The 21,302-nt window shown below is 73.7% G+C and carries 21 protein-coding genes and 1 pseudogene; 10 read left to right on the top strand and 12 right to left on the bottom strand.

Annotation, left to right across the window (positions count from 1 at the left end; all coding sequences use genetic code 11):
- Nucleotides 1-88 precede the first annotated feature (88 nt).
- The gene (locus tag AB0447_RS17615; RefSeq protein ID WP_366477569.1) at nt 89-1,168 is read left to right on the top strand and encodes an NAD(P)-dependent oxidoreductase; all 1,080 of its coding nucleotides are present in this window, start codon (nt 89-91) and stop codon (nt 1,166-1,168) included.
- A 100-nt stretch (nt 1,169-1,268) separates the two neighbouring features.
- On the top strand, nt 1,269-1,772 hold the full coding sequence (locus tag AB0447_RS17620; protein WP_366477570.1) for a GNAT family N-acetyltransferase: 504 nt from the start codon (nt 1,269-1,271) through the stop codon (nt 1,770-1,772).
- Nucleotides 1,773-1,831: 59 nt separating this feature from the next.
- Here AB0447_RS17620 and AB0447_RS17625 read toward each other — a convergent pair whose 3' ends face one another.
- A complete protein-coding gene (locus AB0447_RS17625; protein ID WP_366477571.1) occupies nt 1,832-2,437 on the bottom strand; it encodes a TetR/AcrR family transcriptional regulator in 606 nt (201 codons plus the stop codon).
- Between the two features lie 94 nt (nt 2,438-2,531).
- On the opposite strand from AB0447_RS17625, the gene AB0447_RS17630 reads away from it, so the two are divergent.
- Together AB0447_RS17630 and AB0447_RS17635 are read left to right on the top strand one after the other, a co-directional pair.
- Nucleotides 2,532-3,377: an NAD(P)H-binding protein gene (locus tag AB0447_RS17630; protein ID WP_366477600.1), complete on the top strand. Its 846-nt coding sequence runs from the start codon at nt 2,532-2,534 to the stop codon at nt 3,375-3,377.
- Nucleotides 3,378-3,750: 373 nt separating this feature from the next.
- Entirely contained in the window at nt 3,751-4,362 is a 612-nt protein-coding gene (locus AB0447_RS17635) for a response regulator transcription factor (protein ID WP_366477572.1), read from the top strand.
- A gap of 89 nt (nt 4,363-4,451) precedes the next feature.
- Here AB0447_RS17635 and AB0447_RS17640 read toward each other — a convergent pair.
- The 5 genes and pseudogenes from AB0447_RS17640 to AB0447_RS17660 all read right to left on the bottom strand — a co-directional run.
- Nucleotides 4,452-6,389 (bottom strand): annotated as a pseudogene (locus AB0447_RS17640) (ATP-binding cassette domain-containing protein); the annotation flags it as partial.
- Nucleotides 6,386-8,122: an ABC transporter ATP-binding protein gene (locus AB0447_RS17645; RefSeq protein ID WP_366477573.1), complete on the bottom strand. Its 1,737-nt coding sequence runs from the start codon at nt 8,120-8,122 to the stop codon at nt 6,386-6,388. The gene AB0447_RS17645 and the pseudogene AB0447_RS17640, both read right to left, overlap by 4 nt.
- An 83-nt stretch (nt 8,123-8,205) precedes the next feature.
- On the bottom strand, nt 8,206-8,343 hold the full coding sequence (locus AB0447_RS17650) for a SapB/AmfS family lanthipeptide (protein WP_366477574.1): 138 nt from the start codon (nt 8,341-8,343) through the stop codon (nt 8,206-8,208).
- A gap of 61 nt (nt 8,344-8,404) precedes the next feature.
- Nucleotides 8,405-11,029, bottom strand: a complete 2,625-nt coding sequence (gene lanKC, locus AB0447_RS17655) for a class III lanthionine synthetase LanKC (protein ID WP_366477575.1) — start codon at nt 11,027-11,029, stop codon at nt 8,405-8,407.
- A 151-nt stretch (nt 11,030-11,180) separates the two neighbouring features.
- On the bottom strand, nt 11,181-12,068 hold the full coding sequence (locus AB0447_RS17660) for a hypothetical protein (RefSeq protein WP_366477576.1): 888 nt from the start codon (nt 12,066-12,068) through the stop codon (nt 11,181-11,183).
- Between the two features lie 165 nt (nt 12,069-12,233).
- On the opposite strand from AB0447_RS17660, the gene AB0447_RS17665 reads away from it, so the two are divergent.
- On the top strand, nt 12,234-13,181 hold the full coding sequence (locus AB0447_RS17665; protein ID WP_366477577.1) for a GNAT family protein: 948 nt from the start codon (nt 12,234-12,236) through the stop codon (nt 13,179-13,181).
- 107 nt (nt 13,182-13,288) lie between these two features.
- Nucleotides 13,289-13,594: a chorismate mutase gene (locus tag AB0447_RS17670; RefSeq protein WP_366477578.1), complete on the top strand. Its 306-nt coding sequence runs from the start codon at nt 13,289-13,291 to the stop codon at nt 13,592-13,594.
- Between the two features lie 100 nt (nt 13,595-13,694).
- Here the strand turns inward: AB0447_RS17670 and AB0447_RS17675 are convergent, their stop codons facing one another.
- From AB0447_RS17675 to AB0447_RS17685, 3 genes are all read right to left on the bottom strand, one after another.
- Nucleotides 13,695-14,423, bottom strand: coding sequence for a hypothetical protein (locus AB0447_RS17675; RefSeq protein WP_366477579.1), 729 nt, complete (start codon nt 14,421-14,423; stop codon nt 13,695-13,697).
- A gap of 23 nt (nt 14,424-14,446) precedes the next feature.
- Nucleotides 14,447-14,950, bottom strand: coding sequence for a DUF4232 domain-containing protein (locus AB0447_RS17680; RefSeq protein ID WP_366477580.1), 504 nt, complete (start codon nt 14,948-14,950; stop codon nt 14,447-14,449).
- A 182-nt stretch (nt 14,951-15,132) separates the two neighbouring features.
- Entirely contained in the window at nt 15,133-15,786 is a 654-nt protein-coding gene (locus AB0447_RS17685; RefSeq protein WP_366477582.1) for a TetR family transcriptional regulator, read from the bottom strand.
- 78 nt (nt 15,787-15,864) lie between these two features.
- Between AB0447_RS17685 and AB0447_RS17690 the strand changes: the two genes are divergently transcribed.
- The 3 genes from AB0447_RS17690 to AB0447_RS17700 all read left to right on the top strand — a co-directional run bounded on the left by AB0447_RS17690 (nt 15,865) and on the right by AB0447_RS17700 (nt 18,326).
- Nucleotides 15,865-17,187: an FAD-dependent monooxygenase gene (locus AB0447_RS17690; RefSeq protein WP_366477583.1), complete on the top strand. Its 1,323-nt coding sequence runs from the start codon at nt 15,865-15,867 to the stop codon at nt 17,185-17,187.
- A gap of 72 nt (nt 17,188-17,259) precedes the next feature.
- Nucleotides 17,260-17,703: a nitroreductase family deazaflavin-dependent oxidoreductase gene (locus AB0447_RS17695; protein ID WP_366477584.1), complete on the top strand. Its 444-nt coding sequence runs from the start codon at nt 17,260-17,262 to the stop codon at nt 17,701-17,703.
- A gap of 56 nt (nt 17,704-17,759) precedes the next feature.
- Nucleotides 17,760-18,326, top strand: a complete 567-nt coding sequence (locus AB0447_RS17700) for a GNAT family protein (protein WP_366477585.1) — start codon at nt 17,760-17,762, stop codon at nt 18,324-18,326.
- A 40-nt stretch (nt 18,327-18,366) separates the two neighbouring features.
- On the opposite strand, the gene AB0447_RS17705 is transcribed toward AB0447_RS17700, so the two are convergent.
- Together AB0447_RS17705 and AB0447_RS17710 are read right to left on the bottom strand one after the other, a co-directional pair.
- Entirely contained in the window at nt 18,367-18,810 is a 444-nt protein-coding gene (locus tag AB0447_RS17705) for a pyridoxamine 5'-phosphate oxidase family protein (RefSeq protein ID WP_366477586.1), read from the bottom strand.
- Between the two features lie 93 nt (nt 18,811-18,903).
- Complete coding sequence (locus AB0447_RS17710; RefSeq protein WP_366477587.1) at nt 18,904-19,533, bottom strand: TetR/AcrR family transcriptional regulator; 630 nt, start codon at nt 19,531-19,533, stop codon at nt 18,904-18,906.
- Between the two features lie 146 nt (nt 19,534-19,679).
- Here AB0447_RS17710 and AB0447_RS17715 point away from each other — a divergent pair, with 146 nt between their 5' ends.
- Nucleotides 19,680-21,110, top strand: coding sequence for an amidase (locus tag AB0447_RS17715; protein ID WP_366477588.1), 1,431 nt, complete (start codon nt 19,680-19,682; stop codon nt 21,108-21,110).
- Here AB0447_RS17715 and AB0447_RS17720 read toward each other — a convergent pair.
- A partial coding sequence (locus tag AB0447_RS17720) for a hypothetical protein (RefSeq protein WP_366477589.1) occupies nt 21,111-21,302 on the bottom strand: 192 nt, incomplete at its 5' end.

Below are 21,302 nucleotides of genomic sequence, written 5' to 3' on the forward strand. Positions count from 1 at the left end.
CACCGACGGGCTCGGCGGGAAGCGGATCCGCGGCCGGCGATAGGGTCCGAACACAGGAATGACCGAACGACCGAATGACCGAACGGCCATGAAACTGAGGGGGAACCGCATGGAGCAGGGCCGGATCCTGCTGCTGGACGCGGCTCCCGGCGCGTTGCTCGCCCGGGAACTGGAGCGTCTGCTCGGCCACGGCCTGGCCGTCACGTTGAACCTGCGGCGCGTGGCCGACCACGCCGGGACGCGAGCCGCCTGGGCCGGCCGGGTCGACTTCACCGACTTCGACGCCTTCGACGAGGCCGCGCTGATCACCGAGACCGCACGCGACGGACTCGGCTATCACGCGGTCAAGTCCCGGGCCGGTGTACCCCTGCGCGCCGCGTTCCTCGCGGCGGCGACCGACACCACGCTGGCCAACCGGCTCCGGGTGATCGGCCGGGCCGGAGCCGGCACCGACCACGTCGAGTTGGCGGCCGCCGCCCGTCACGGCGTGGCCGTCACCCATACCCCGGGCTCCAACGCGAACGCGGTCGCCGAGTTCGCCCTGGCCCAGCTGCTCGCCCTCACACGGGACCTGCCCGCCCACAACGAGACCGCCCACCACGGCAGTTGGCGCACCCCCGCCACGCCGGCAGTGGAGCTGTCCGAACTGACCCTGGGCATCGTGGGATTGGGCCGCATCGGCCTTGCGCTGGCCGAGCGTGCGACGGCGCTGGGCATGAACGTCCAAGGCTTCTCACGGCGCCCGCCCGAGGCTTCGCTGCCGTCGGCCCGCTCCCTCACCACCTTGCTGGCCACCAGTGACGTGGTCTCCCTGCACCTGCCCCTCACCCCGCAGACCCGGGGGACGATCGGCCGGGCCGAACTGGCGCTGATGCGCCCGGGGTCGATCCTGCTGAACACCGCCCGGGGCGGCATCGTCGACGAGCAGGCGCTCGCCGAGGCGCTGCGCGACCCCGCGCATCCCCTCGCGGCGGCAGCGGTCGACACCTTCGAGCACGAACACGCCGCCTTCACCTCACCGCTCTTCGGCCTCCCCAACGCCTTGCTGACCCCGCACGTCGCCGGGATGAGCCGCAACGCCATGGCCACGGCGGCCCTCCGCTGCGCGGACCACGTCGCAGCCCTGCTCGCCGGCCGCTCGGACGGCATTCCCGTGGTGACCGCGTAACGCCGGCCGTCAACGCGTCGCCGGTCCCAGGGATCCGGGGTCCCTCCGGTGTTACTGTCGCGACCATGTCCAGACTCGAGACGGATACGGAGTTCGCGGCATGACCGGGCAGGTGGAACTGCGTCCCGTGGACGAGGAAACCCTCCACGGGCTCCTGGCGGTGGCCGTTGCCGACGCCGCACCCGGTGAGGTCATGCCGCCGGTGGCCGGCCCGCCCGGCTGGACGACGGAGCGCAAGGAGGCGTTCCTGGCCTGGCACCGTGCTCGACGGCCAGGACTCGCCGGTCCACTGCGCGAATGCACCTTCGCGATCGTCAGGGACGGAAGGATCGTGGGATCGGCGCGGCTCGCCCGCCGCGACAGCCACGACGACGTCCTCGAGACCGGCCTGTGGCTCGCCCGTTCCGAGCGTGGCCGGGGGACCGGCACCGCCACCCTCCGCAAGCTCCTCGACGAGGCTGCCGCAGCCGGTGTACGAGCCGTGGTCGCCGAGACCACGGCCGGCAACCCCGCCGCGCTCGCTGCCCTGCGCCACAACGGTGCGAAGCTCACCACGCACCGGAACGGTGCCGACGTCCATGCCGAGCTGCCAGTCGACCCGTGAATCCGCGGGCGGCCGCGGGCCTTCACGCACCGCCCCACCCTTCGTTCCCGCACCGATCTTCAGGGACTCCCCGAGGGGGCGGCCTCCAGGGAATCGAGCCAGCCGAGGAGACGGGCTCCCTCCCGCTTCATGATGCCCGGGTCGCGCAGGGCGTTGGTCAGGAGCGACATGCCCTGATAGCCGGAGATGAGAGTGACGGCGAGGTCGTCCGGGTCGGCCAGGCCCAGGGAGCGGAACTGGAGGCCGGCCCAGTCCACCAGCCGCCGGATCACCGCGCCGGCCTCCACGTCGAGGGTCCCGTCCGTCCGTTTGTCCAGTTCGACGGCCAGGGTGCCGGTGGGGCAGCCGTAGCGGGCGGCGACGTCGCGCTGGTCGACCCAGGCTCCGATCAGGCCCTTGAGGCGGTCGCGCGGATCGGGCAACTCGTCCAGTCGGCGAGTGAGTTCGTCCAGATGCGCACCGTGTTCGGACAGCGCGGCCAGGACCAGCTCGTCCTTGGTCTTGAAGTAGTAGTAGACGTTCCCGACGGGGACGTCGGCCTCCCGCGCGATGTCGGCCAGGGTGGTGCGTTCGACGCCCTGCTCGTGCAGGACCCGGGCGGCCGCGGCCGTGAGCCGTCGGCGCTTGTCCGCTGCCCGCGCCCGGGCTCCACCTGAGTCAGTCACCCAACCAACTATAGACAGCCCGCCCCTGCGGCGTGTTAACGTCACCTCGTCGAAGTAAGTCAGTCAGCTCACTAACTCAATGCGGGGGATCGAAATGATCGTGGTGACGGGTTCGACCGGCAACATCGGGCGCACGCTGGTGCAACTGCTGGCCGGGGCGGGAGAGGAGGTCACCGCCGTTTCGCGGAGTCCGCGTTCCGAGGGGCTGCCGGCAGCCGTCCGGCACGCCCGGGCCGACCTCGGGAACGCGGCGAGCCTACGGCCGGTCCTCGAAGGCGCCGACGCCTTCTTCCTCCTGCTCGGGGGCGAGCTCAACAGCCACGGCGAGAGCCCGAACGCCCTGATGGACGTGGCGAAGGAGGCCGGGGTCGGCCGGATCGTCCTGCTCTCCTCGCAGCTCAACTCCACCCGCCCCCAAGCCCTCTCGCACGCCCGACTGCGCGAGTTCGAAGCCGCCGTGCACGCCTCCGGACCGGACTTCACCGTCCTGCGGCCGGGGGGCTTCGCGTCCAACGCCTTCGCCTGGGCCGAGTCGGTCCGCGCGAAGCGCACGGTCTTCGCTCCGTTCGGCGATGTGGCGCTGCCCGTCATCGACCCGGCGGACATCGCCGGGGTCGCCGCGGCCGTGCTGCGCGAGGACGGCCACGCGGGACGTACGTACGAGCTGACCGGACCCGAGGCGATCAGCCCGCGCCGGCAGGCGGCGGTGATCTCCCAGGCCCTCGGCGAGGAGGTGGCCTTCGTGGAACTCACCCGCGAGGACGCCCACGCGCACCTGGCGCAGTTCATGCCGGAGGAGGTCATCGACGGCACCCTGGACGTCCTCGGCGCCCCGCTGCCGGCCGAGCAGAGGATCAGCCCCGACGTGGAGGCCGTCCTCCGCCGACCGGCCGGGCCCTTCGGCGACTGGGTCGCGCGGAACCTGCCGGCCTTCCGGTAGAAGCAGTTCCGGCCTCGTCGAGAGGCCGGCTCCCGGGCCGTCCGCCGGGTTCGCGCGCCGGTTGGTCCCGCCCGTCGGGGCAGGCGCCAACCGGGCGTTGGGCGGACATGTCCGGTGCAGAACGCCGTTCACCGGTCCGGCGGTCCCACGGCGGGCGGCCGCCTACGGGCCGGTACGTGAAGACGGCCCGACGGATGTGCCGGTGTTGTGCAGATCCCGCCGCCCGGAGCACGGGCGGAGGGGATCTTCCCGCCGCGCCGGACTGGCCGGAAGCGACCCCCGTGCGCCCCCTGCGCTCCCACCCGCACGTTCCATTCGGCAAGTCCCTGGGCAACGGCATGCCGTCGACTCCGACTTTCCGAAGGGACACGTGATGACGAGGGTTCTCGTACTGCACAGCGCCAATCTGGTGAGGTCCGCGCTGACCGCGCTGCTCAGAGCCGAGGCCACCTTCGACGTCTCGTCGGCGGGCTGGCGGACCGCGAAGCGCCATGCGGAGTCGTTACGACCCGACGTCTGTGTCGTCGACGTCGACTGTCCCGAGGCCGCAGCCGTCCTGGCCGGGGAGGAGGGCCGCCGCCACCGCGACCTCCTCGGCCGGAGCCCCGCCCTGCTCGTGCTGGCCCACGCCGGCTCACCCGGCGCCCTGCGCAAGGCCTTTGCGGCCAAGGCCCGCGGCTACGTGGACAAGGACGGGTCCCCGGGCCGCCTGGTCCGGGCCATACAGCGGGTGGCCGAGGGAGAACGCTTCGTCGACGCGTCCCTCGCCTCCGCCTTCCTGGAAGTCGACCAGATGCCGCTGAGCCCCCGCGAACACAGCGTCCTGGCCCGGGCCGCCGAAGGCGACTCCATCGCAGAGATCGCCCGGGCCCTCCACCTCGCCAGCGGCACCGTGCGCAACTACATGGCGGCCGTCACCCGCAAGACCGGCGCACGCAACCGCGTCGACGCGATCCGGATCTCCCGGCGTTCGGGGTGGGTCTGAGCCACCCGGCGACCGACGGGGCCGATCGGGCCGGGTCGGGTCGGACCGGGTCCGGTCCGTGCCAGGCAGTCCGGTCAGCCCGCCTGCTCTTCCCAGAGGCCGACCAGGTCCCGGTAGAGCGGCGAACGGTCCGGCAGCTGCTCGTGCGTGCCGCACACCGCACGGGCCCCGTCCAGCACCAGCACCCGGTCCGCCCGCGCGGCGGACGAGATGCGGTGCGCCACGACGATCAGCGTGCCGGGCCGCGCCGCCAGGGCCAGCTCGGCCCGCTCCTCGGTGTCCGCGTCCAGATGGCAGGTGGCCTCGTCGAGCAGGAGCAGAGGAGCGGGGGAGAGGTAGGCGGCTGCCAGGGCCAGCCGCTGCCGCTCACCCTGGGACAGCCGGGCCGGTTCCAGCACCGCGTCCAGACCGCCCAGCCGGCCCACCAGCTCCCCGAGATCCAGAGCCGCCACGGCATGCGCCACCAGGGCGTCCGTACGGCCGGGGGTGTCGCCGGTACCACCGGGACGCAGGTGCAGCAGGTTCTCCCGTACGGTGCCGGTGAAGACGTACGCCTGCTGCGGGAGCAGGCTCCGGCGGGGGTCCGGGCCGTCGGGGCCGGGCCCGCGCCGGGCCGGCGCGCCGGACACCAGGACCGAGCCCCGGTCCGGCGGGTGCAGGCCGGCGAGCAGCGCGGTCAAGGTGGACTTGCCGATCCCGCTGGGGCCGACGACCGCCAGGTGCTCGCCGGGCCGCACGACCAGGTCGAGACCGTCCAGCACCGGCCGGGCCCGCGGCCCGTAGGCGAAGGCGACGCCGCGCAGTTCGGCCGCGGGAACCATCGGCAAGGACGCGCCGCCCCGTCCCGCGGCCGGTCCCGCAGCCGGCCGCGGGACCGGCGGATGCAGCTCGGACTCCGGCGCATCGGCACGGACACGGCGCGGTACGTCGGCACAGAACCGCTCCAGCACCACCAGCAGCCGGGTCCCCGCCGTCCCCAGCGCCGTCATCAGCTGGTGCAGGGCCGGCAGCAGCGCCTGGACCAGGTACGTGAGGGCGCCGACCAGGGTTCCCGCCGAGACCCCCCGCGTCAGCAGCCAGGGAGTTGCCGACAGCAGCGCGACCACCGGCAGCCGGCCCGCCACGCCCAGGGCCAGCGTCCGGACCGCGGCCCAGCGGGCCAGCACCCGGGACAGACGCTCCTCGGTGGCGATCAGCGACTCCACTTCGGCCCCCGCCGCCGGTCCGCCCCCGCACGCCACGACGTCCCGCAGTCCGGCCCCCAGCGCCCCGACCCGGGCCGACAGGGCCTCGTCCGCATCGAGGTACGACCGCTGCACCCGGGCCATCGGAGCCAGCGTCCCCAGGAACACCCCGAGGCCCAACAGCAGCGGCGGCACCACGATCAGCAGGAGAACCGGGGCGAGCGAGGCCATCCCCAGCAGCGCCCCGGCCGCCGTGAACACGAACGAACGGGCCGTCAGCACCAGCCCGGCGAAGGAATCCCGTGCCATTTCGGACTGCTGCGTCACGCGCGACACGGCTCCCGCATCCGTCCGCGCCGGATCGGCCACCGCCTCCGCCAGCGCCGAGGTGACCGCCCGCCGCACCAGCCCGTCCCGCAGCGGCTCCACCAGGTCCGCGAGCCCGCCGAACACACCCCGCAGCGCGACCCCGCCCAGCAGTGCCGCCACCGCAGCGAGCGACAGCCAGGCCAGCCCTGTTCCGGGCCGCCCGGCGAGGAAGCCGTCGTCCAGCGCCCGGGCCACCCCGTAGCCCCCGAGGAAGGTGTGCGCGGACTCCAGCAGGGACCAGCCGCCCAGCACCGCCACCGCACGTCCGCGTCCCCGCAGGAACCGCCGGGCGTCGGGTGCCACCCGGGCGAGCGCACCCCGCTCCGTGGGCGCGTGCTCGGGGGAGAAGGTCTCGGGTGAGACGGACTCAGGGGAGACGGACGCAGGGGAGGGAGGCGCGGGCGGGACGGCCTCGGGGGGCCCGGCCCCGGGGCGCCCGGCCCCGGGGGACGCGGCCTTGCGGAAGGCGCTCATCGGGCCACCTCCGGCCGTGGCTCCGGCTTCCCCTCCGCACCGTCAGCGGTCCCGGAGAACACGGCACGGTAGGCCGGGTCCCGCCACAGCTCGCGATGGGTGCCGACGGCCCGTACGCGCCCCTCGTCCAGCCAGACCACCATCCCGGCCCGGGTCACCGACGAGACCCGGTGGGCGACCACCAGCCGCGTGCCCGGCCGGACTTCCCGTGCGAGGGCGCGTTCCACCTGGTGCGCGGTGACCGTGTCCAGGCCGGACGTCGCGTCGTCGAGGATCAGCAGCCGCCCGGCATGGCAGAACGCCCGGGCCAGTCCCAGGCGCTGGTACTCGCCCCCGGACAGCGGGGCGTCCGCCAACGGCGTGTCGTACCCCTCGGGCAGCCGGCGGATGAAGTCCTCCGCACCCGCGGACCGGGCGGCGGCACGCACTGCGTCGGAGTCCGGCTGCGGCCCCGCGCCGAAGGCGATGGCCTCCCCGACCGTCGCGCCGAACAGGGCGGGCCGGTCGAAGGCGTACCCGACCTCGCGGCGCAGCCGGGCGCCGTCCGGTGCGGCGAGCGGCACGCCGTCGAGCAGCACCTCGCCCTCGTCGGGTGCGGTCAGCCGCCCCGCGACGGCGGCCAGCAGCGATTTGCCCGATCCGGAGCGGCCGACCACCGCCGCCGTGCTGCCGCCCGGGACGACCAGGTCGATGCCGCGCAGCACGGCTCTCCCGTCCCGTACGACGGTGACACCGCGCAGTTCGAGGGTCCCGGGGCCCTCGGGCGGCAACGCACCGGTGCCCTGGGCGAGTTGGGGCAGGTCCAGGAGTTCCGCGGTCCGGCCGGCCGCTGCCCGGCCGCGGACCAGCGCAGCCAGCTGCCCGGTCACCGCTCCCATCCCGGCCGCGAGGGCTGCGTACCTGGAGGCGGCGAGGAGTTCCCCGACCCCCAGCGCACCGCCGGCCAGGCGGAAGCCGGCGACCGCGATGACGGCGTACAGCAACAGGGGCATGAGGGCGCTGCTGCGGGCGACCGTGGCGCCGTACACGCGCCACATCTGCCGTCCCTCGACGCCCAGTTCGGGAAGTCCCTTGAGGATCCTGCGGCGTTCGCGGTCGGTGGTGCCGGCGGCGGCGATCGTACGGGCCCCCGCCAGGGTCTCCACGAGTCGCTCGGCGATGCCCAGTTGGGCCTTTTGGTAGCGGGTGACGCTCGTCGACGAGTCCCGGGCGAAGGCCCGCAGCAGGAGCAGCAGCAGCGGCAGCCCCGCCACGAAGGCGAGTGCGGTCCACACGTCGATGACGAAGAGCGCGGCTAGACCGCCGAGCGGCGGCAGCAGGGCGGCCAGGCCGGTGGCGGCCGTCGCCGGTACGGTGGCGGCCTCGGTGGCGTGGGCGGTCAGCCGGGCCGCGAGGTCTCCCGGGGCGAAACGGGCGGCGTGGTGCGGTGCGGCCGAGAGCAGCCGGCCCAGGGTGAGCCGGCGCAGCCAGGCGGTCGAACGGGCCCCGACCGTACCCGTGAGCGCGGCGGTACCGGCATCGAGGAGGACCTCGGCGGTGACGATCGCCGCGCAGAGGGCGATCCAGGCAGACGCGGAAGGGTCGCGGCGGAGCAGCAGTTCAAGGGTGTGGCCGAGGACGGCCGGTTCGGCGAGGGCGGCACCGGCGGCCGCCACGGAGCAGACGAGCACGGCCGCGGTGCGGCCCGCGCTGTGCCGGGCGGCCGCGCCGAGGGTGCGGTCGGCGGTCGTCATCGGCGTGCGTCCTCCGGAGGGTGTGGTGCGGGCCCGGGCGGCGAGGCCGCCCGGGCCCGGAGCGCCGGGGTGCCGGTCCCGGGTCAGTTACAGGTGGTGAGGCTCAGGCTGCTGTCCCCGCAGAGCAGCAGGCTGGCGCGGCTGCCGCCACCGCCGCCGGTGGTGGCCTCGGTGATCTCTTCCTTCGGGGTCTCCATCGACTGCAGGTCGAGAAGCGTCATGATTCTTTTCCTCTTCTTTCGACGGGTACTTCGGATGGATGGTGCTGGTGGTGCTGGTGGGTCACGGTCCCGTGAGGGACCGGCTCTGGGGCCGCCCGAGGGGCGGCAGGAAGGGCAGCTGCGCGCGCCCGCCGGGCGCCGCGCCGCCGAGTGCGAGCAGAACGCCCGCGGCACCCGTGGACAGGTCCATGGACAGCCGCATCATCTGCTCGCCGGGGAAGGCCAGGTGCCCCTGGTAGGGCACGGCGTGCCGCGCGAGCGCGTCGATCTGCCGCCGGATGTCAGCCGGGCCGGTGCCGGGACCGGGTGCGGTGGTCCGGGCGAGGTGCAACACCATGCCGGCGGCACCGCGGAAGAGCCCCGGCTGCGCGTAGAAGGTGGCCTGGGCCGCCCGTACGATCTGCCCGCGCGCCCGCTCGAACTCCTCCTCCGCGCCGTGCTCCAGGTAGTCGTCGAGCACCATGCCGATGCCCACGCTGCCCGCTCCGAGGTACGGCATCGTGCGCCAGCCCTCGTTCACCTGGAGCGTGCCGTACACGCTCGACACGCAGCGCCCGAGGTCGCGGCGCAGCGCCTCGGCGGCGCGGTCGCGGAACCCGGTGTCACCGGTCCGCTCGTACAGCCGCAGGAAGAGGAGCGCAGGACCCGAGGAACCGTGCAGCAGCCCGGCCCGGGTGAGCTCCGGCGCGGTCCGGGCGACGCGCTCCGCGCACCGCAGGGCCGCCGTCCGCAGGGACGACTCGCCCGTGGACGCGGCGAGCGCGTCCAGCGCCAGGCCGATGCCGGCGAGGCCGCTGTGCAGGTCGGGGGCGATGTTCTCCCAGGGCTGGCGGACGACGAGTTCGGCCAGTTCGAGGGCCCGGTCGGGGTGGCCGAGCCGGTCCAGCGTCCAGGCCAGACCCGCCAGTCCGTCGTAGAAACCGAGGGGAGTGCCGGACGCCGGCTCCTTGGTGCGGGCCAGCAGCCACTCCTCCGCCTCGGGCCACCGCTCGGCGCCGGTCTCGGCCAGGGCGTAGAGCACCCCGGCAGCCCCGTAACCGAAGCAGAGCCCACCGCCCGCATGGGCGAACTGTGCGGCGTCCCCCGGGAAGAAACGATCCTCCCGGTCGGGTGTCGCGGAGACCCGGATGGCGGCGGCCAACGAGGTTCCGCTCGCCGGCCAGTCACCCGGCTCCACCGGCAGGTACGGCCGCGCCGGCCGCACCCGACGCACCGGCTCCGCCGGCCCCGTGGCCCCCGTCGGACGCCCGGTTCCGGGCGCCGGATCGGGCCCGGCCAGGATCTCCTCGACCGCCTCGTCCAGGAAGCGGCGCGGGACGGGGAACTGCGCGGCGGCGACGTCCGCCAGATGCGCCGCCTTCGCCCGGTCCAGTACGAGCAGGCTCGTCAGCGGAAGGAAGAGCGCCAGACGCAGACAGGCCAGTGCGTAACGGTCCACGGAGAACCCGCGCCGTTCCGCCGGTGCGACGAACGCAGGGTTGGCGACCGTCTGCCGCAGCCCCTCGTCGACGTGCGCGGCCGCCTCGAAGTCGAGCAACGCCACGGACGGTTCGCCGGCCTCGTCCTCCGACACCATGATGTTGAACAGGTGCAGGTCGTTGAAGACCACCCCCCGGGCGTGGACGGCGGCCACCGCCTCCGACACCCGCGCATGGACCTTCACGGCCCACTCGGTGTACGCGGCGAGTTCGGCCGGATCCGGGTCCGCCTCGATCAGCGGATGTCTGCGGGCGAAGAAGGTGTTGAGCGGCTTGCCCTCCAGGTACTCCAGCGCCAGGAAGTGGTGATCGCCGACCGTGAACGCGCCGCGCACCGCGGGTACGCAGTCCAGCCCCGCCAGCAGCTCCAGCGCGGTCCGCTCCCTGCGCAGCCGGGCCACCGCGTCGGCTCCGTCGGCGGCGAGCCCGGCGTAGGGCCGCCCCTCCTTGAGCACGACCCGCTCACCGGTGCGGCTGTCGCGGCCGAGGTAGACGCCGCCGCCGTTGGAGAAGTGCAGTGCGCTCTCGACGGTGTACGGGAGGTCGGTCAGCGTGACGGCAGCGCGGGCGTCGACGTGCGGTTTCAGGAAGGCGGGCAGCGCCACCCAGTCGGGCAGGCGGAACACCGGCCCGCGCAGGTCCGGTACGAGGCGCCCCTCGGGGTCCTCGACCGCCGGACACAGCTCACCGTGCTCGTCGTAGCAGTGCCGCAGGGTGAAACTGCCGTAGCGCAGGTACACCGGGCCGTCCCCCCAGCGCAGATCGCTGAGGACGTACGGGCCGTGCTCGCCGGCCAGCAGCCGGTCGAGGTCCTCCGCGATGGTGCGGCACTGCTCCTCGTCGCCGGGATAGACCGTGATGAACTTGCCGCTGCCGGCCCGGTCGGCGTACTTGGCGTTCCGGGTGTGCAGCAGATAGCGGCTCGGGACGAACTTGAAGGCGATCTGCCGGGCCAGGCAGTACGCGTGGACCCGGTCCAGCACCGACTCGGCGTTGTCCAGGCCCGCCGACACATGGATCTTCCAACCCTGCGAGGGCAGTTCGAGCCCGACGGGACGCAACGCGAGCCAGTCCCCGCTGCGGTGCGCCCGCCAGCCCTCCGGAGTGGGTGCGAGTGCGGCGGCGTACCTGCCGCCCTCGGCGCGGCGGTACGGCGCGTCGTAGAACCAGCGGTCGGCGTCGCAGTATGCGGCGTACCCCTTGTTCACACCTGCTCCCTCGGTCGGTGACAGGAACGACGGTGTCACGGGGCGCCCGGGCTCCGACAGTCACCGCTGTCACCAACGAGGCGTGCAGTACGCACGAGTCACTTGCCGCAGCCGGAAGCCCTGGGTGGGCCGCCGGCATGTGGGGGCGCCGTCAGTACAGCGGGCCGGAAGGGAACATGTGGTCCGGGAACGGATCGGGCAGGGCGGGCCCCGGCTGAACGGCTGCCTCGGCGAGACGGGTCGCCAGTCGCGCGGGCCACTCCACCGCCCACATGATCGCGGCGGCTCCCGCCAGCTGCCAGAAACCGTCTACGTACAGACCGGGCTCGGCGAAGGCGAGGGCCTGGCAGACCAGCCAGAGCAGCAGGCAGTGGTAGGCGACCAGGGCGAGCGAAGCGGCACCCGGCACGGGCAGCGACAGCGTGATGCGCGGCAGCATGAAGAGGCAGACGGCCGCGCACAGGATCAGCGCCTGCCGCCAGCCGGGCCCCGCGTCCAGCCGGACCCCGTCCAGCACGAGCACGGCGAGCGCGAGTCCGGCGGTGTTGAGGACGACGGCGGCCAGCGAGTACGCGGCCGCCCGCCCGGTATGAGTGCGGAACAGCGCGAAGAAGGTCCGGACCGAGGTGGCGACGGCCGCGACGAGGAGCCCGCCCACGAAGGCCGGCCACCATCCGTCCAGCCGCGCGGACAGCCCCACGGCCGCACCGATCCGTACCGCGCCCCAGAGCGCGAGCGGATACACGACCGTCAGGGTCAGCAGGCTGACCAGGATGCCCACTGCCCCGATGAGCATCAGCCGGCGCATCGGGGCGAAGAACTCCCGGTCCGAGACCCCGAGAGGGGGCTCCTCGGCCAGCTCTCGCTCGGCACGCCGTAACGACGGTCGCGTCAGACGCCCCGCCAGACGCGACGTCATCAGCACCGCACAGGTCACGAGTACGGCCGTCAGCGCCACCGCGAGCGCCTGCCGGCCCGCCCCGCCGGACAACCGGAAGTCGACGACGGCAAGGGCCGCCACCACAACGCCGACGGCCACCGAAACCAGGAGCGGCAGGACACCGCCCCACCCCCGGCCGGGCCGCGGCCTCGGCCTCGGCCTCACAACGTCTTCCCTCACCGTGCCCCTCCTCTGCTGGAACCCTCCCCAACTAGACTTGCCCGGCCCGAAACCTCGGCTCGGCCGCCGTGTGATCATTGCCGCATGATCTTCCGCCCTGCCACCGACGGTCCCGCAGACCTCGACCGCGCCGCCGCCTACCCCGCCGGCGGACCCGTCGCTCCCCTGACCGCCGAAACGCTCCGGCAGGAGTTCGCGGAGAACCGGATGCGCCCCGAGTGGATCTGGTTCGCCGAGGACGAGGGCGGGGAGATCCTGGCCCGCGCCCTGTGGTGGGGCCGCGCCGACAGTGAGCAGCCGATCGCGCTGGACTGCCTCCAGGTCCGGGCCGGCGTGGCCGATCCCGCTGCCGTGGCCACCGGTTTGCTCGCGGCCGGGCACGCGGCCTTCGGCACCCTCCCCGGCTACAACATCTCCCTGCCCCATGACTGGCGGGCCACCCCGGCGGTGGCCGAGGCGGTCGCCTGGCGCCGGGAGGCGGCGTACCGGTCCGGCCTGACCAGCGAGATCGAGCGACTTCGGTACGAGTGGACCCCCGCCGCAGCTGCCGCTGCCGAGGTCCGCGAGCCCACGGGGAGGCTGCTCTTCCGGGAGGGCACGGACGAGGAGTTCCTCGATGCGTTCGTCCGGCTGTCATCGGGGAGCCTCGACCTGCACACGCAGAACGAGCTCCGCACCATGGACGCCGAGCAACTCGCCCGGGACGACATGGAGTTCTACCTCGACTGCCCCGGGAAGCGCTCCTGGTGGCGGCTGGCCCACCTCCCGGACGGCACCCTCGCCGGCATGGCCATCCCGTCCGCCACCCCCTACCACCGCAACGTCGGCTACCTCGGCGTCGTACCGGAGCAGCGCGGCCAGGGCCTGATCGACGAGATCCTGGCCGAGATCACCCGCTTCCACGCCCTCGAGGGCGCCGACCGCATCACCGCGACCACCGACACGGTCAACGTCCCGATGGCCGCCGCCTTCGACCGGGCCGGGTACGAGGTCACGGAGATCCGCCTCGTCCTCGAACGCCCCCCGGCCTGAGCGGGTCGCTCCCCGCGGCCCCTTCGGCCCGCACCACCCGACCACCCGACCACCGCGACCCCCCGACCGCCCGATCGCCCTTCCCCACATCCCGAAAGGCAGCAAGGATGCGCTCCGAACCCGGCCCCACCTCCCTCGCCGAAGTCCGCGCCCACATCGACGCGCTCGACGCCGAGCTCGTCGACCTGCTGGCCCGACGCCAGGAACTGGTCCGGGCGGCGGCCGGCTTCAAGGCCGACGAGCAGGCCGTCCGGGCTCCGGACAGGGTCGAACGCGTCGTCCGCGCGGCCCGGGTCCGGGCCGAAACCGCCGGGCTCGCTCCCGAGGTGGCCGAGGCCGTCTGGCGGGCGATGATCGCCGCATTCATCGACCTCGAACTGACCGAGCACCACAAGCTGGGCGACCAGCGCTGACCGCAAACCGCAGGCCGCAAACCGCAGGCCGCTGACGGCAGGCCGCTGGCCGCTGGCCGCTGGCCGCTGACCGCCGACGCCTCGCGCCGGGCTCGGCGGGTCAGCCGACCCGGTTTCCGGGCGCCACCCGGTGGGCCTCCAGCCCGGGGGTGGCCAGCAGTTCGGCGACCAGGGCCTCGGATCCGCCGATGTAGGTGCTGACCAGGTCCACGTCACCGCCCAGGCACCAGGCGTGGTCCTCGGGCCACCACAGGTCGGGCAGCTCGGCGAACTCGTCCAGGGAGACCGGCGAAACGGCATCGTCCAGCGTGCCGGCGAGCAGCAGTTCGTCCCGGCCCGGGGTCTCGAAGGTGGGCACCCGGTCGAAGTCCCAGCGCCCGTAGCCGTTCCACAGGCCGTACCAGCAACGCTCGGGGGTCCGGGTGTGCCGGGCCAGCACGGGGATCAGCGCGCGGGCGAGGTCGGGCGGGGTGGGACCCTCGGCGGGGTGCTCGTCCCATACGCCGGGCAGGCCGTACTCGGCGGCGTTCTGGTAATCGCGGTCCATCCCGATCAGGTCGTGCCAGTCCGTGCGCGGCGCCGCTTCGCGCCCGTAGGCGGCAGCCACCGTCGACCACCGCACCGGGCGCTCGTCCAGGGACGCCGGATGCAGCACCCGGGCGTAGGCGGCGAACCCCGGCGCGGCGATGCCCGCGACGGTGCCGAAGCCGCCGAATCCCGGGCCGCGTTCGGCCAGCCGGCGGGCCGGACCGAGATCGGTGCCCTGGACGCGCAGTCGGCCGTACAGGTCGGGACCGGGCTCACGGTGCACCGGGCGGTAGTCGTCCATCCGGCCAGTGTGCTTGATCCGGATCACCGGAACGCGGTGGCACGAACGCTGTTGCCGCACAGGGCGAAGTTGCCGCCGTCTTCCGGCGCGAGTTGGAGTGCCCCTCCCGCGATGCCCACGACGATCGAGGGTGCGACGGAAGGCTCGGCGCCGGAGGCGCAGTACCCGTCCGCCTCGCCGAGGACCGGGGTGAAGGTGATCCGTGTCGTGACCGTGCCGCCGACCGGGAGTTGCACGAGCGGCGCTTGTCCCTGGCGGACCACCTTGAGGGGTTTGTTCTTGTCAGGCGAGCCCTGACCTGCGAGGGCCACGGTCGGGAAGCCCCGGAGCTGGCACGCCTTCGGGCCTTCGTTGATCACGGTGACCCGTACCTGAGTGGACCCCACGCGCTCCGCAGGGTTGGCCACGAACTGGTTGTGCGTGCAAGGGGGCGCTCGCCGCGAGCCGGTTGCTTCGACCGACGTCGACGTCGACGTCGACGTCGACGCCGAACCGGCGCTGGCGCCGGCGAGCAGACTGCCGGCCAACAGGCATGCTGTGAGCAACGGGGACGATGCCTTTCCGGTACCGCCCCTTCTTGTGCCCTTCATGGCCCTCCTCCCCTTGCCCGGGAGCGCCGCAATGCTCCGGCCACCCAAGCTCGGTGTCGGATTCATCCCTCCCCAGCATCCCATGACGCCCTCGCAGGCGCCGGGCGGGAATGCGGGGATCAGGTGCCGGATCCCGGGACGCGGGCCAGGGCGGCGTCGAGCATCCGCCGGGCGGTGGCGGTGAGTTCGTCCAGCTCAGGGGCCGGGCGGGAGCGGGCGAGGGAGCCCGCCAGGCGGTCGTAGAGCAGGCCGTCGGTCCAGGCGGCCAGCAGTTCGGCGGATTCCTGCGGCCGGTCCGCCCCCAGGCCCGCGAGCATCTCGGCGGCGCGTGCCCGCGCGCCGAGGCCAGCCTGATGGAGTTCTGCCTCCAGTTCCGGGTTGCGCCCCGCCTCCAGGCTGAGTTCGAAGCGGGCCAGCTGGCGTGCCCGGCCCACCGTCAGCCACTGGTATAGCAGCCCGGCGACCGCCCGCGCGACGGCGTCCCGGTCGGGCGGCTGCGGCGGCGTGAAGGCCGTGGCGTCCGCGTCGAGGTCCGCGAGGTCCAGCTCGGCCACCCGCCGGTAGCAGGCACCGATCAGCGCCGTCCGCGTACGGAAGTAGTACGAGGTGCTGCCCGCCGGCAGTCCCGCCGCGCCGTCGACGGCGCGGTGCGTCAGGTTCCGCAGGCCGCCGGCGGCGACCAGGCCGATCGCGGTGTCCGCGAGGAGGGTTCTGCGGTCGCTCGTGCGGGAGCCGGGCCCTTCGGGGGTGGGGGCTGGGGTGGGGATGGACATGCGCTCACTCTACAGCTGTAGAGTGAGTAGCGAGCCTCTACGGATGTAGAGGCTCGGTCGAGCGCGGAGGAGCATGCCATGCCGGAGCGTCAGCGCCACGCCGTCATCGTCGGGGCGGGGATCGGCGGGCTCACCGCCGCCGTGGCACTGCACCACCACGGGTGGCGGGTCACCGTGTGCGAGCGCGCGGAGGGGCCGGCCGCCGCCGGAGCGGGGATCGTCCTCGCCCCCAACGCGCTGCGCGCCTTCGACGCCATCGGCTTCGACGCCACGCGTGCGGCCGGCCGCACCGTACTGGCGGCCCTGGGCCTGCGCCGCCCGGCCGGCGACTGGCTCAGCCGCGCCGACACCACCGCGATGACCGCGCGCTACGGCAGGTCCGCACTCGCCGTGCACCGCCAGGCCCTCACCGCCGGGCTGGCTGCCGTGCTGCCCGAGGGCACCGTCGCCTACGGGGCCACCGTCACGGGCGTGGACGCGGGCGGGGGTGGGGACAGGGCCGGGGCCGGGGATGGGGCCGGAGTCGGAGCCCGGGCCGGGGATGGGGCCGGGGGGCGCCCGGTGGTCCGTACCGCCTCCGGCGACCTCACCGCGGACGTCGTCGTCGCAGCCGACGGCATCCACAGCCCCCTGCGCCGCCGGTACTTCCCGGACCACTCCGGCCTGCGCTACAGCGGGGAGACCGCCTGGCGCGCCGTCCTGCCCGGCGACGGGCCGCCTCCGCCGCCGGCCGAGACCTGGGGCCGCGGCCAACGCTTCGGGGTGGTCCCGCTCGCCGACGGCCGGATCTACGTCTACGCCACCGCCGTCGTTCCCGAGGGGTACCGGCCCGCCGACACCCTCGCCGAACTGACGCGCCGCTACGGCACCTGGCACGACCCGATCCCCGCGCTCCTGGACCGGATCGACCCCGCGGCGGTGCTCCAGCACGACCTGTACGACCTGGCGGCCCCGCTCCCCAGCCTCCACCACGGCCGGATCGCCTGGATCGGCGACGCCGCACACGCCATGACCCCCAACCTCGGCCAGGGCGGCTGCCAGGCCATCGAGGACGCCGTCGTCCTGGCCCGCCTCCTTGCCGTCCGGGCGGAGCGGGGGGCCGCCCGAGCGGACGGGGCGGCGGCGCGGGCGGATGGGGTGGCTACGGGCGCGGATGGGGCGGCGACGGGCGCGGAGGGGGCCGGTATACCGGCCGCCCTCGCCGCATACACCCGGGCCCGCCTCGCCCGCACCGACGCCATCCGGCTCCGCGCCCGCCGCGCCGGCCGGATCGCCGCCCTCACCCACCCGCTGGCCGTGGCCGTCCGTGACCTCGCCGTCCGCGCCACCCCCGCACGCGTCACGCACCGGGCCCTGGACGACCTCTTCAACGGCTGCGCCCTTCCGCCGACCGGGGAATGACGGCCGCACCCCGGGCGTTGGCACCCCTGCCGTGGTTTGTTGACCCTTCAACCCGAAGGCGGGCCGAGCCTCATGACCGACATCGACTGGGACAACCCGACCGACCCCAGGTCCGGCTGGCAGCTGGACCACATCAAGCAGTACGTCACCACCAACGGCGCCGAGGGCCAGTTCTGGAACGGCACCCAGACCCTGCTGCTGACCACCGTCGGCCGCGTCTCCGGCAACCCCGTACGGACCCCGCTCATCTACGGTGAGGACAACGGCCGCTACCTCGTCGTCGCCTCCAACGGCGGGGCGTCGGAACACCCGCTCTGGTACCGGAACCTGACCGCCCGCCCCGAAGTCCGCATCCAGGTCGGCCCCGAGACCCACCAGGCCATCGCACGCACGGCGACCCCCGAGGAACGCACCGCGTACTGGCCGCTGATGGCCGGGCACTGGCCCGCGTACGACGACTACCAGGCCAAGACGGACCGCGAGATCCCGATCGTCGTGATCGAGCCCGTGGGCTAGCTCCAAGCCCGGGCAGCAGTACTGGACCCCCGCCATCCGACATGATCAAATAGGGGATGGCATCCTTCTGGACCGGCCAACGAGTACATCTGCGCGGTATCGAGCCCGACGACTGGACTGCGTTCATGCGCTTCTCCGCGGACGAGGAGCGGCTGGGCGACCTGCTGAACCCGCCTCGTTCCGCCGAGAGCTACCGCGCCTGGGCGAAGGAGCAAGCCGCCGCCGGGTCGGACGGCGACCGTTTTCAGTCGGCGATCGAAGCCGTCGGCACGGGGGAGATCGTCGGCGCCGTCGGCTCGCACCACGCCGACCCCCGTGCGGGCTGGTTCGAATACGGCGTCACGATCGGTGCCGAACACCGGCGCAAGGGCTACGCGGCAGAAGCCGCAGTCCTGTTGCTGCGCTTCATGTTCGCCGAGCGGCGTTACCACAAGTGCCAAGCGCGGATCTTCGCGCACAACGAGACTTCGCTGGCACTTCAACGCCGGCTCGGATTCGTCGAGGAAGGCCGCCTCCGCGATCAGGTGTTCTACGCCGGCCGGCACCACGATCTCGTCATGATGGGCATGCTCGCCGACGAGTTCGCCCAGCTGCATTCGATGAGCGAGCCGAGGCCGGGCTGACAGGCCCGACCCGGCTTCGGGTCGCCGCGGGCGGTCGGATTCAGATCGAGCCGAGGTCCGAACTCACCCACCGCTCCGGACGCATGTGGATCACGACCTGCTCGCCGTGGTTCTTCCACGCGAAGTCGACGTAATCGGCCACCTTCTCCGCGGGCAGGTACCGCGAGGAGATCTCCACCAGCTGCTCGCGCACCGCAGGTGCTGTCGAGACGACCGGGCCCTCGACCGACACGTACCGGATCGTCGGCTCCAGGCGGTCGACCATCAGGCTGAACCGGCCTGCGGCCTTGATCAGTTCGGTTTTGCGGGAGTCCCGGCCGGTCATGATCCAGATGTCGCCGCCGGGGGCGTACTGGTACCAGATCGGCACCGTCAGCGGTGCGCGTTCACCTTCCGCGCCGGCGCCCGTGCCGGCGTCCACGGCGAGTGCGGCGGTGTGGGGCTCGGCCAGGAACTGTTCACGTTCGGCGGGGGACAGGGCCACGGCTCGCTCCTTCGGCAGGGAAGACCTACACGGGGAGAACCCCGCCCCGCCCCGGCTCATTCCTCCAGGCGGCGGTTCGCAGCCCCGAAGGCTTCATCGCGGCTGGTTTCCGGGGTCGGGCGAAAGCGCGAACCTCCCCCAGAGGGTGCCCAAGTGCCCATGGAGGACGTCTTCGGCCTCCTGCGGAGTGAGATGGCCGATCAGGACGTGTGTGGTGAGGCCGTCCGCCAGGGCGAGCAGGGTGCGGGCCTCGTGTGACGCATCGCAGGTCCCCGGGGTGGCGCCCTCGCAGGCTTCCGCGATCAGGCGGGTGAACGCCTCCTGCAAGCCCCCGTAGTTCGCCTTCAGCGTGGCGGCGAGTGCCGGGGTGACGGCCGCCTGCGCCACGAAGGCGAGCCAGACCCTGGCCTCGGCGCGGTGCTCCTCCCGGAGCAGGGCGATCTCGGTGGCCGCGTGGCCCAGGGCGGTGCCGGCCGACTGGGCGGGGCTCCCGAGGACCCGGGCCCGTACGCGCGCGCTGATCCGCTCGGAGATGTGCCCGAGGGCGAAGACCAGCATCTCCTCCTTGGTGCGAAAGCACCGCTGGACGGCCCCCATCGACACCTCCGCGCGGGCGGCGACATCGCGCAGCGTCACACCCTCCAGCCCGCTTTCGTCGGCGAGCCGGCAGACGGCCTCGGCGATGAGATGACGTCGGCCCTCGTGATCCACCTGCCTGGGCATGCCCGCGCGCCTCCCTGTTTCCCGTACGGACGTGTCGCCTCACTCTATTCGATGCGCTCGCATCGGTTCCCCGCTATTGTTCCGATGCAAGCGCATCGAAACGCATCGAAACGCGATGAAGGAATGAAGGCAGGAGAGTGCGAACCATGCAGGACGCCTTGTGGCAGAGGCCGGCCGTGGCCCAGGCGGAAGCCGTACGGAGCGGGGAGGTGTCGGCCGTCGAACTGGTCGACAGCCATCTGGAGCGCACCGCGGAGGTCAACCCGCAGGTGAACGCGGTCACGCAGCTGCTGGCGGAGCGTGCCCGCGAGGCCGCGGCGGAGACCGACCGCCGGCGGGCCGCCGGCGACACGCTGGGGCCGCTCGCGGGCGTGCCGTTCACGGTGAAGGAGACCACCGCCGTCGAAGGCGTGCCGACCACGTTCGGCGTGGAGCGCTTCCGCGATCTCGTGGCGCCGGCCGACGCGCCGCCGGTGGCCCGGCTGCGTGCCGCCGGGGCCATCCCGATCGGGCACAGCAACATGCCCACCCTGATCCTGGCCGGGATGCACACGCGCAGCGAGCTGTTCGGCGACACGGCCAACCCGTGGGACCGCAGCCGGACACCGGGCGGCACCAGCGGGGGCGATGCGGTGGCCGTGGCCACGGGCATGGCGGCGCTCGGCCTCGGCAACGACTCCGGCGGCTCGATCCGCGTCCCGGCACAGTTCTGCGGGGTGGCGGGGCTGAAGCCGACCGCCGGGCGCTTCCCGGCCGACCACCGCTTCCTGGGCCCGGAGGACCCGGGCCCGGCCTCCCAGATGCTGGTCACCGACGGGCCGCTCGCCCGGCGCGTGGGCGACCTGAGGCTGGCGTACGAGGTACTGGCCGGCACCGACCCCCGCGACCCGCGCGCCGTACCGGTGCCCGCCTACGGCGAACCGCTCCCCGGACCGGTCAAGGTCGCCGTCGTGGCGGACCCCGGCGGTCACGGCGTCCACCCGGCGGTCCGCGCATCCGTCGAGACCGCGGCCGACGCGCTCCGCGACGCCGGGTACGAGGTGCACGAGGTGCCGGACGTGCCGCGGTTGGACGAGGCGCTCGAAGCGTACGGCCGCATCACCGTGACCGAGTTCGCCCCGACCTGGCCGATGGTGCGCACGCTCCTCGGCAACGGCGGGGACCGCTACATCCAGATGACGATGGAGCAGACCCCGCCCGCGAGCGCGGACGAGTTGATGAAGCTGATGGGCACCTGGCTGAACATCCGCCGCTCCTGGGCCGAATTCCTCCACGAGTACCCGCTGTTGCTCGGCCCGTCGTTCACCGAGCCGCCGGTCGAGCCGGGCCTGGAGTCACGTGACAGGGCAGGCCGGGACCGGGTCGGGTCCGGTATGCGCCTGTGCACCGTCACCAGCTTCGTGGGCGTGCCCGCGGTGGCCGTACCGACCGGGCTGGCCGACGGGCTCCCCTGTGGAGTGCAGATCATCGGGCGCGCCTTCCGCGAGGACCTCTGCCTGGACGCGGCCCAAGCGGTCGAGGACCGGCTCGGCGTACTCACCCCGATCGACCCGCGCGGGCCCGCCCGACCGGCTTGATCATTGCGACCCGGACCCGGACCCGGACCCGGACCCGGAAACCCGGACCCGGGCCCGGGCCCGGAAACCCGGACCCGGTCTGACGCCGGACGCCTCCGCCCGGATCGAGCCCTGCCCCGGCGGCCGCACGGTCGCCGGGCCCAGCTCCTCGATGCCGACGGCGAGGACCTGGCCCAGGTCCGCCCGTACGTC

Source organism: Streptomyces sp. NPDC051211, from assembly GCF_040689505.1.
GTDB lineage: Bacteria > Actinomycetota > Actinomycetes > Streptomycetales > Streptomycetaceae > Streptomyces.

What these genes read in the sequence shown, in the direction of transcription:
- AB0447_RS17665 (WP_366477577.1), top strand. Translation starts at nt 12,234, where the DNA reads ATGATCTTCCGCCCTGCCACCGACGGTCCCGCAGACCTCGACCGCGCC.
- AB0447_RS17650 (WP_366477574.1), bottom strand. Translation starts at nt 8,343, where the DNA reads ATGACGCTTCTCGACCTGCAGTCGATGGAGACCCCGAAGGAAGAGATC.
- AB0447_RS17700 (WP_366477585.1), top strand. Translation starts at nt 17,760, where the DNA reads ATGGCATCCTTCTGGACCGGCCAACGAGTACATCTGCGCGGTATCGAG.
- AB0447_RS17670 (WP_366477578.1), top strand. Translation starts at nt 13,289, where the DNA reads ATGCGCTCCGAACCCGGCCCCACCTCCCTCGCCGAAGTCCGCGCCCAC.
- AB0447_RS17685 (WP_366477582.1), bottom strand. Translation starts at nt 15,786, where the DNA reads ATGTCCATCCCCACCCCAGCCCCCACCCCCGAAGGGCCCGGCTCCCGC.
- AB0447_RS17630 (WP_366477600.1), top strand. Translation starts at nt 2,532, where the DNA reads ATGATCGTGGTGACGGGTTCGACCGGCAACATCGGGCGCACGCTGGTG.
- AB0447_RS17690 (WP_366477583.1), top strand. Translation starts at nt 15,865, where the DNA reads ATGCCGGAGCGTCAGCGCCACGCCGTCATCGTCGGGGCGGGGATCGGC.
- AB0447_RS17635 (WP_366477572.1), top strand. Translation starts at nt 3,751, where the DNA reads ATGACGAGGGTTCTCGTACTGCACAGCGCCAATCTGGTGAGGTCCGCG.
- AB0447_RS17710 (WP_366477587.1), bottom strand. Translation starts at nt 19,533, where the DNA reads ATGCCCAGGCAGGTGGATCACGAGGGCCGACGTCATCTCATCGCCGAG.
- AB0447_RS17715 (WP_366477588.1), top strand. Translation starts at nt 19,680, where the DNA reads ATGCAGGACGCCTTGTGGCAGAGGCCGGCCGTGGCCCAGGCGGAAGCC.
- AB0447_RS17615 (WP_366477569.1), top strand. Translation starts at nt 89, where the DNA reads ATGAAACTGAGGGGGAACCGCATGGAGCAGGGCCGGATCCTGCTGCTG.
- AB0447_RS17675 (WP_366477579.1), bottom strand. Translation starts at nt 14,423, where the DNA reads ATGGACGACTACCGCCCGGTGCACCGTGAGCCCGGTCCCGACCTGTAC.
- AB0447_RS17695 (WP_366477584.1), top strand. Translation starts at nt 17,260, where the DNA reads ATGACCGACATCGACTGGGACAACCCGACCGACCCCAGGTCCGGCTGG.
- AB0447_RS17620 (WP_366477570.1), top strand. Translation starts at nt 1,269, where the DNA reads ATGACCGGGCAGGTGGAACTGCGTCCCGTGGACGAGGAAACCCTCCAC.
- AB0447_RS17645 (WP_366477573.1), bottom strand. Translation starts at nt 8,122, where the DNA reads ATGACGACCGCCGACCGCACCCTCGGCGCGGCCGCCCGGCACAGCGCG.